Source organism: Vibrio sp. VGrn 2, assembly GCF_009361695.1.
Classification (GTDB): Bacteria; Pseudomonadota; Gammaproteobacteria; order Enterobacterales; family Vibrionaceae; genus Vibrio; species Vibrio diabolicus.
In genome coordinates this window covers 281,420-289,353 of sequence record NZ_RBWD01000005.1, presented here as the reverse complement: position 1 = coordinate 289,353, position 7,934 = coordinate 281,420, and the positions used below count along the sequence as shown (strand labels likewise).

General features: G+C 46.1%; 6 protein-coding genes. 4 read left to right on the top strand and 2 right to left on the bottom strand.

The genetic code is table 11. The annotated features are described in order from the left end of the window. The first annotated feature begins 180 nt into the window (after positions 1–180). The 4 genes from speF to pdxY all read left to right on the top strand — a co-directional run bounded on the left by speF (position 181) and on the right by pdxY (position 5,040). Positions 181–2,361 (top strand): ornithine decarboxylase SpeF, encoded by a 2,181-nt coding sequence (speF, locus tag D8S93_RS11625; RefSeq protein WP_152813282.1) that lies wholly within the window; start codon positions 181–183, stop codon positions 2,359–2,361. A gap of 61 nt (positions 2,362–2,422) precedes the next feature. Then, the gene (gene potE, locus D8S93_RS11620) at positions 2,423–3,733 is read left to right on the top strand and encodes a putrescine-ornithine antiporter (protein WP_005396773.1); all 1,311 of its coding nucleotides are present in this window, start codon (positions 2,423–2,425) and stop codon (positions 3,731–3,733) included. Between the two features lie 147 nt (positions 3,734–3,880). After that, positions 3,881–4,069 carry an AbrB/MazE/SpoVT family DNA-binding domain-containing protein gene (locus tag D8S93_RS11615; protein ID WP_005396772.1) on the top strand — a complete coding sequence of 63 codons (189 nt, stop codon included), beginning with the start codon at positions 3,881–3,883 and terminating at the stop codon, positions 4,067–4,069. A gap of 101 nt (positions 4,070–4,170) precedes the next feature. Next, positions 4,171–5,040, top strand: coding sequence for a pyridoxal kinase PdxY (gene pdxY, locus D8S93_RS11610; protein WP_152813281.1), 870 nt, complete (start codon positions 4,171–4,173; stop codon positions 5,038–5,040). 72 nt (positions 5,041–5,112) lie between these two features. Here pdxY and sstT read toward each other — a convergent pair whose 3' ends face one another. After that, positions 5,113–6,330 (bottom strand): serine/threonine transporter SstT, encoded by a 1,218-nt coding sequence (gene sstT / locus D8S93_RS11605; RefSeq protein ID WP_005396770.1) that lies wholly within the window; start codon positions 6,328–6,330, stop codon positions 5,113–5,115. A gap of 357 nt (positions 6,331–6,687) precedes the next feature. Beyond that, on the bottom strand, positions 6,688–7,764 hold the full coding sequence (gene rsgA, locus D8S93_RS11600) for a ribosome small subunit-dependent GTPase A (protein WP_152813279.1): 1,077 nt from the start codon (positions 7,762–7,764) through the stop codon (positions 6,688–6,690). Positions 7,765–7,934 lie beyond the last annotated feature (170 nt).

Genomic DNA, 7,934 nt, shown 5'->3' with positions numbered 1-7,934 from the left:
TTTCAATATCATTGAGATAGAAACTGGAAAGTGATGAAAGTCTCTAAATTTTAATTCGATAAAATAAGTCTTTTAAATATGAAAATTTAATCACGAAATTTGTAATTTGAATTTTAAATAAATATTTCGTTTGTAATATCTGTCCTTGTCATTTTTAAAGAACAAAAAGAGATATTTCAAATGAAACGTTTAATTATAGGTGTTAGTAATTACATGCCTGAAGACTTTAGCTTATTAGCTGAATCTTTAGATGAACAATTTAATCGTCACTTACTGCCTTTAGAACAAGTTGAATTAACCGACGTTGGTGCGGCTATTATTACGTCAGCAGACATTAAAGCGGGTCTGCACAGAATGATTTCGGAAACAGGGTACGGAATTCCTGTTTTCTTAGTGACCGATGAAACTCCAGTTTCGGCAGAAGATTACGTTTGGTTAACGGGTGTTATTGATTTAGAAAGACAATCTATCGATTACTACTGCCGTCAAATTAATGAAGCCGTGACTAAATATGAGTGTCGTCTGCTCCCTCCTTTCTTCAAGCAATTAACGCACTACGTTGAGATGGGTAACTCGGCGTTTGACTGTCCAGGGCACCAAGGTGGTCAGTTCTTCAAAAAACACCCTGCTGGTAAACAATTCTACGATTTCTTTGGCGAAAACCTATTCCGTAGCGACTTGTGTAACGCGGACGTGGACTTAGGTGACTTACTGATCCACGAAGGTTCTGCACACCAAGCGCAAGCACACGCTGCAAAAGTATTTAACGCTGACAAGACTTACTTCGTACTCAACGGTACTTCTGCTTCAAACAAAGTGGTGTGTAACGCGCTAGTAACTGAAGGTGATTTGGTACTGTTCGACCGTAACAACCACAAATCGAACCACCACGGTGCGTTAATCCAAGCGGGTGGTATGCCAGTTTATCTAGAAACGGCGCGTAACCCTTGGGGCTTCATTGGTGGTATGGATGAGCACTGTTTCGATGAAGAGTATATTCGTGCTCAAATCGCGAAAGTATCTCCAGAGCGTGCACGAGATGAACGTCCGTTCCGCCTGGCCATCATCCAGTTGGGTACTTACGACGGTACAATTTATAACGCTCGTTACGTCATGGATAAGATTGGCCACCTTTGTGACTACATCTTGTTTGACTCTGCATGGGTAGGCTATGAACAGTTCATCCCTATGATGAAAGACTGTTCGCCACTGCTACTGGATCTGAAACCAGAAGATGCGGGTGTGATCGTGACTCAGTCTGTTCACAAGCAACAAGCTGGCTTCTCTCAAACGTCGCAAATCCACAAAAAAGACCGCCATATCAAAGGCCAGGCTCGTTACTGCAATCACAAACGCTTTAACAACGCGTTTATGATGCACGCATCGACATCTCCGTTCTATGCGTTGTTTGCTGCATTGGATGTGAACGCGAAGATCCACGATGGTGAAGCAGGCTTACGTTTATGGAGCGACGCGGTTAAGACCGGTATCGAAGCGCGTAAAGAAATTCTCAAAAGTTGTGAGTTAATTCGTCCGTTCATTCCAAATGAAATTGAAGGTCAACCTTGGGGCAGTTACGACACGGATGTGATCGCGACCAACAAGAAGTTCTTCATGTTTGAGCCAGATGCAAACTGGCACAAGTTTGAAGGTTATGGTGAAGGTCAATACTTTGTTGACCCATGTAAATTGTTGCTAACCACGGCAGGCATTGCCGAAGACGGCAGCTACGCAGATTTCGGTATTCCGGCAACGCTATTGGCGAACTTCCTTCGCGAAAACGGCATCATCCCTGAGAAGTGTGACTTGAACTCCATCTTGTTCCTACTCACACCAGCGGAAGATATGGGTAAGATCCGTCACCTTGTTGCGCAAATCAACCGATTTGAAAAATTCATTCGTGATGATGCACCTCTCAGTATCGTGCTACCAGGCGTCTACGAAACGAACAAAGAGCGCTACCGTGGTTACACCATCCGTCAGCTATGTCAGGAAATGCATGACATGTACAAAGAGCTGAACGTGAAACAGCTACAAAAAGCGATGTTCCGCAGTGAATACTTCCCACAAATGGTTCACAAACCCGACGTGGCAACACGTAAATACTTCCGCGGTGAATGCGATTACCTACCACTTAAAGAGGCCGTCGGCCGCGTAGCCGCCGAAGGTGCACTACCTTACCCTCCAGGCATTATCTGTGTGATCACTGGTGAAATCTGGACTCAACAGGTGGTGGATTACTTCTTATCTCTAGAAGAAGGCATCAACCGATTCCCAGGCTTCGCGCCAGAAATTCAAGGTGTGTACCTTGAAGATGTCGACGGTCGCACTACCGCACATTGCTATGTCCTAAAAGATTAATCTACCCGTTCGCACCACGCTCCGGCGTCGGTGCGAACCGCTTATTCGTGGAGAATAATTTATGAGTACTGAAACTAAAAAAATGTCGGTGGTGCAGTTAACCATTTTGACGTTCATCAACATGGCTGGCTCCGGTATCATTATGCTGCCAAGTAAACTGGCGCAAGTGGGCACCATTTCTGTGTTATCTTGGCTGATCACGGCAGCGGGCTCTTTGGCGTTGGCTTATGTGTTTGCAAAATGTGGTCGCTTTAGTAAACGTGACGGCGGTATGAACGGTTACGCGTCTTACGCATTCGGTAAATCGGGTGCGTTTATGGCGGGCTGGACTTACGGTTTGTCGCTCCTTATTGCGAATATTGCGATCGCGATTACCTGTGTGGGTTACGGCTCCGCATTTTTTGAAGTGACCCTATCTCCGGTCGAAACCTGTTTGTACACCATCGCCATTCTTTGGATTTGTACTTTCGCTAACTTCGGTGGTGCGAAAATCACAGGTCAAATCGGTACCTTCACGGTATGGGGTGTGATCCTACCAGTATGTTCGCTAGGTATTGTTGGTTGGTTCTGGTTTAACCCAACCATGTACATCGAAGCTTGGAACCCACACCACCTACCATTTGGTGAAGCTGTGAGTGCTTCTATTGCCATGACACTATGGGCGTTTCTTGGTCTTGAATCGGCCTGTGCGAACTCAGAAGCGGTAGAAAACCCAGAGAAGAACGTACCAATCGCAGTATTGGGCGGTACGTTGATTGCTGCGGTGGTTTACATTGTATCGACAAACATCTGTTCTGGTATCGTTGCAAACTCTGAGCTTGCCGCTTCTACCGCGCCATTCTCAACCGTATGGTCTGTGATGCTTGGCTCAGCAGCAGGTAAAGCGGTTGCTGGTATGGCGGTATTGGCTTGTGCGGGTTCTCTATTAGGTTGGCAGTTCACTATCGCGTCAGTGTTCAAATCATCTTCTGATGCGGGCTTCTTCCCTAAATTGTTCTCTCAAGTGGACAAACGTGGTACGCCAATCAAAGGTATGGTGGCCATCACGGTTATCCAATCGGTGCTGTCTTTAATGACTATTTCTCCAACGCTGAACGAGCAGTTCGAAGCGCTGGTTAACCTAGCGGTAGTAACGAACGTTATTCCTTACATCCTATGTATGGGCGCAATTTTCATCATGCAGCAAGTGGCGCACGTACCAGAGCGCGAGATGAAAACCACCAACATTATCGCTCTGATTGGTTCCCTATACAGCTTCTACGCGCTATATGGTTCCGGCTACGAAGCGATGATGTGGGGCTCAATCGTCACCTTCCTAGGCTGGAGTGCTTACGGTCTGATTGCTGCCAAGCATGAGCCTTTAGCAAATTAAAAAATAATAATGAAAGAGCCTTCCCAAGCGCGGTGTGGAAGGCTCTTTGTTTTTAGGCGCTTATGCCAAGCCCAAGTCAGAACAAGGCTCTTGGGAATAAATATCCAATGATGTGAAAACTCATTTTCGACATTTGGAGGACGAAAGATGATAAGTCAACCTGTTAAAATCGGTGACGATACCGCCGTAGTCATTCCAAGCGTAATCCTGACTCAACTCGGGATAAGGGAAGGAGATACCCTAGAAATCGCACTGAATAAAGACAAAATGGAAATCAAGAAGATGGTGTTGAAAACCAGCGCTCCAACTTACTCTGAAGAAGTTAACGAGAATTGAGTTAGAGAATCTTGGTTTGTCGGATACACTACTGGTTTCGCAAAACTGGCGCTTGCCGCTGTCTTTGAACTATCGATAACAACAATAAGAGGTAAGGTACTATGCAAGGTATCCTCTCTATACAATCTCATGTTTCTTTTGGTCATGCTGGTAACAGCAGTGCCGTTTTCCCAATGCAACGCATGGGCTTCGAAGTATGGCCGATTCATACCGTTCAATTTTCTAACCACACGCAGTATCAAGAAGGTTGGACTGGGCGAGCGTTTGCGGCTGAAGACATTAGCGAATTAGTTCGTGGTCTTAGTAACATCGGTGCATTGGAAAAGTGCCAAGCGGTGTTGACGGGCTACCAAGGCAGCGCAGAGCAGTGCCTTTCTGTTGAAGAAACCGTGACGAAGGTGAAGCAAGCGAACCCGAAGGCACTTTATGTTTGCGACCCTGTGATGGGCGCGCCAGACAAAGGCTGCATTGTAGCGCCGGGTATTGCTGAAAATCTTCTGACTCGTTTGATGCCAATGGCGGACGTGATCGTGCCTAACCAGTTCGAGCTAAGCCAATTTTCAGAGATGGAAATCCACTCACTAGACGATGCGATCACCGCATGCCAACGTGCACTAGCGAAAGGTCCAAAAATAGTGCTATTGAAGCACCTTTACTGCCTAGAGAATGGCAGCTTCAACATGTTACTGGCAACGCAAGAAGGCATTTACTTAGCGAAGCGTCCTCAGTTTGAGTTTGCCAAACAGCCTGTAGGTGTGGGTGATCTTATCTCGGCTATCTTCACCGCTGGATTATTGAAGGGGTGGTCTCCTAAGCAAGCTTTCCAACACTGCCATGACGCGTGCTACGGGGTATTAAGCGCCACTTACCATGCAGGGGAGTGGGAGCTGCAAACTATCGCGGCACAGCAAGAGTTTGTTGAGCCAAGTAAGCATTTCTCAATTGAAGAGGTGGCTCTGGCCACCGCGTAATTGAGCGCAAATAATTAGTATATAAAAAAGGGGAGCCATCATCGGCTCCCCTTTCTATTTATTCTGTCAGTCTTACTGAGCTTTTTGCTGTTCTGATTTACAAACTGCTGCTGTGAAGACAACGTCTGTTGAACTGTTTAGTGCAGTTTCAGCAGAGTCTTGAATCACGCCGATGATGAAGCCAACCGCTACAACCTGCATTGCTACGTCGTTTGAGATACCAAACAGACCACACGCAAGTGGGATAAGTAGTAGCGAGCCACCTGCAACACCTGATGCGCCACATGCAGAAACCGCAGCCACAATACTGAGCAGTAGCGCAGTCAGTAGATCAACTTCGATACCCATAGTGTGCACAGCTGCAAGCGTTAGCGTTGTGATAGTGATTGCAGCACCAGCCATGTTAATGGTCGCACCTAGTGGGATAGATACTGAGTACGTATCTTCGTCCAGTTTTAGCTTCTCACATAGTGCCATGTTTACTGGGATATTCGCCGCACTTGAACGAGTGAAGAACGCGGTTACACCACTTTCACGTAGGCAACGGAATACAAGTGGGTAAGGGTTTTGCTTAGTTTTAACGAACACGATCGCCGGGTTTACAACGAGTGCGATGATCATCATTGCGCCAAGAAGAACCGCCAGAAGGTGTGCGTAGCTTGCTAGTGCGCTAAAGCCTGTTGTTGCGAACGTTGAAGCAACCAGGCCAAAGATACCAAATGGTGCAAGACGAATGATAAAGCGAACAATGTGAGACACGCTGTGGCTGAGATCTTCAAACACGGCTTTCGTTGTTGCAGATGCGTGGTGTAGCGCAAGACCCAGACCCACACCCCAAGCAAGAATGCCAATGTAGTTTGCTTCTACTAGTGCATTTACTGGGTTGTCGACCAGTTTAAACAACAGTGTGCGTAGAATTTCAGCAATACCTTGAGGCGGCGTTGCACCTTCAGCGCCGGTGACAAGCGTTAAATTGGTCGGGAAAAGGAAGCTTAGAACCACTGCTGATAGCGCCGCGAAGAACGTACCCATCAGGTACAGTACAACGATTGGACGCATGTACGTGTGCTGGTTTTTCTTTTGGTTCGCAATTGAAGCGGCAACCAAAATAAACACAAGGATTGGCGCGATCGCTTTAAGAGCACCAACAAAAAGGCTACCAATTAATCCTGCACTTTCGGCATGGCTTGGGGAAATTGTGGCGAGCAAAATACCAAAGACAATACCGACAAGGATCTGGACGACGAGGTTACCACGAGCAAATCGGGCAACGAGGCTGTTGTGTTGCATACATCATTCCTGCAATTTTATGCCAGAGCGAGCAGGGCAATAGTCCATCATTACACGGCGATAATGCCCTTGTATTGCAAGGGGTGAGCATTGCTTCTGGTCACTAAGACACATGATTATCAATTATCCTGTTTTTATAAATTCAGCCATTTTCTTGCTGAATATCACATATCTTAGCTTGGTAATATTTTGTGTCTAGTTTTAGTTTGTTTTTGGATTAAATGTTTGCTCAATGTTATTTAAATAAGATTTTTATGTTGAAAATTATCATTAGTTATGAGTAATGGTTTTTAATAAAGTTGTTAAAAAGGAGACTTTCGTCTCCTTTGATTTTATTGACAACTCAAACGTAACAAATCAATAACTTTGTTGGCGCCTGCGCTTATCACTCATGGCATTTCGAGTGAGTTTCCCGAACTGTCGACTTTGAGCTCGTTGTTCTGCCAAAGTCGCGCCGTTAAAGGCTTGTTCTCGCAATAGTTTTTGATAGTTATTGAAACGACGAACCTCCAGTTTGCCATTTTCAATCGCAGCTTGAACTGCGCAACCCGGCTCAGTTTGATGCTGGCAATCACCAAAGCGACAACGCTGAGCGAGAACCTCAATGTCAGAAAATGCCTCACTGACGCCCACTTCGCAGTCTACTAGTTGAAGCTCGCGCATTCCCGGAGTATCAATCAAGATGCCGCCATCAGGTAATAGATGGATAGAGCGCGATGTGGTTGTATGTCGCCCTTTGCTATCGTCTTCACGAATATGCCCAGTCGCCTGTTCTTGCTGCCCGAGTAATGCATTCACAAGAGTTGATTTGCCAACGCCTGAAGAACCGATAAAAGCGACGGTTTGCCCCTCATTACACCAACTCATGAGCTTAGAAGTACTTTCTGCATCTAAGCCGTTGACCGTCTCAATGACTAGCAGAGGGTCTAGCTTCTGTACTTGGCTTTTGAGTTGATTGACGTCGTCACACAAATCGGCTTTGGAAAGCACGATGACGGGTTCGACTTCGGCTTCATGAGCCAAGGCGAGATAGCGTTCAATACGACTTAAATTGAAGTCGTCGTTAAGGGAACAGACGATAAAAACGGTATCCACATTTGCGGCGATGAGTTGCTCTGCCACTTTGCTGCCCGCTGCTTTGCGGCTAAAGAGGCTCAAGCGATCCAGTAAGCGAACAAACTGCTGATCGTCATTTAAGATAACCCAGTCTCCGACGGTCATATTGGGTAGAGAGTGGTGGGCATTGAGGTGGACTTGCCCCGTTTCTGTCGCCAATAGGTAACCACTTCGGTGATGCGCAATCACACGTGCAAAGATAGTGTCGTCGTAATCGTCTAGTGTCAGTTGTTGCTGAAAAAATGGTTTCCAACCCAATCGTTTTAGTGGGTTTGAAGTTGAAATTAATGTGTCACAAAAAGTATGTGTTTGATTCATTGTTGAATTATCCCAGACGCAAAAAAGCGCCTTAATACAAATCGCATTAGGGTCTAATTCGGATAGAGTTGACCCCGGTGAAGACCGGGCAGAGAAGGGGAATTGTGGCTATGCCACAGAGTTGGTGCGGTTAGGTTTACCCTTGCGATGCCCAGTTAGTGTTATTCAAT

Bases quoted from the DNA above. Each gene is read 5' to 3' on its own strand.
- potE (WP_005396773.1), top strand. From the start codon at position 2,423: ATGAGTACTGAAACTAAAAAAATGTCGGTGGTGCAGTTAACCATTTTG.
- sstT (WP_005396770.1), bottom strand. From the start codon at position 6,330: ATGCAACACAACAGCCTCGTTGCCCGATTTGCTCGTGGTAACCTCGTC.
- speF (WP_152813282.1), top strand. From the start codon at position 181: ATGAAACGTTTAATTATAGGTGTTAGTAATTACATGCCTGAAGACTTT.
- D8S93_RS11615 (WP_005396772.1), top strand. From the start codon at position 3,881: ATGATAAGTCAACCTGTTAAAATCGGTGACGATACCGCCGTAGTCATT.
- pdxY (WP_152813281.1), top strand. From the start codon at position 4,171: ATGCAAGGTATCCTCTCTATACAATCTCATGTTTCTTTTGGTCATGCT.
- rsgA (WP_152813279.1), bottom strand. From the start codon at position 7,764: ATGAATCAAACACATACTTTTTGTGACACATTAATTTCAACTTCAAAC.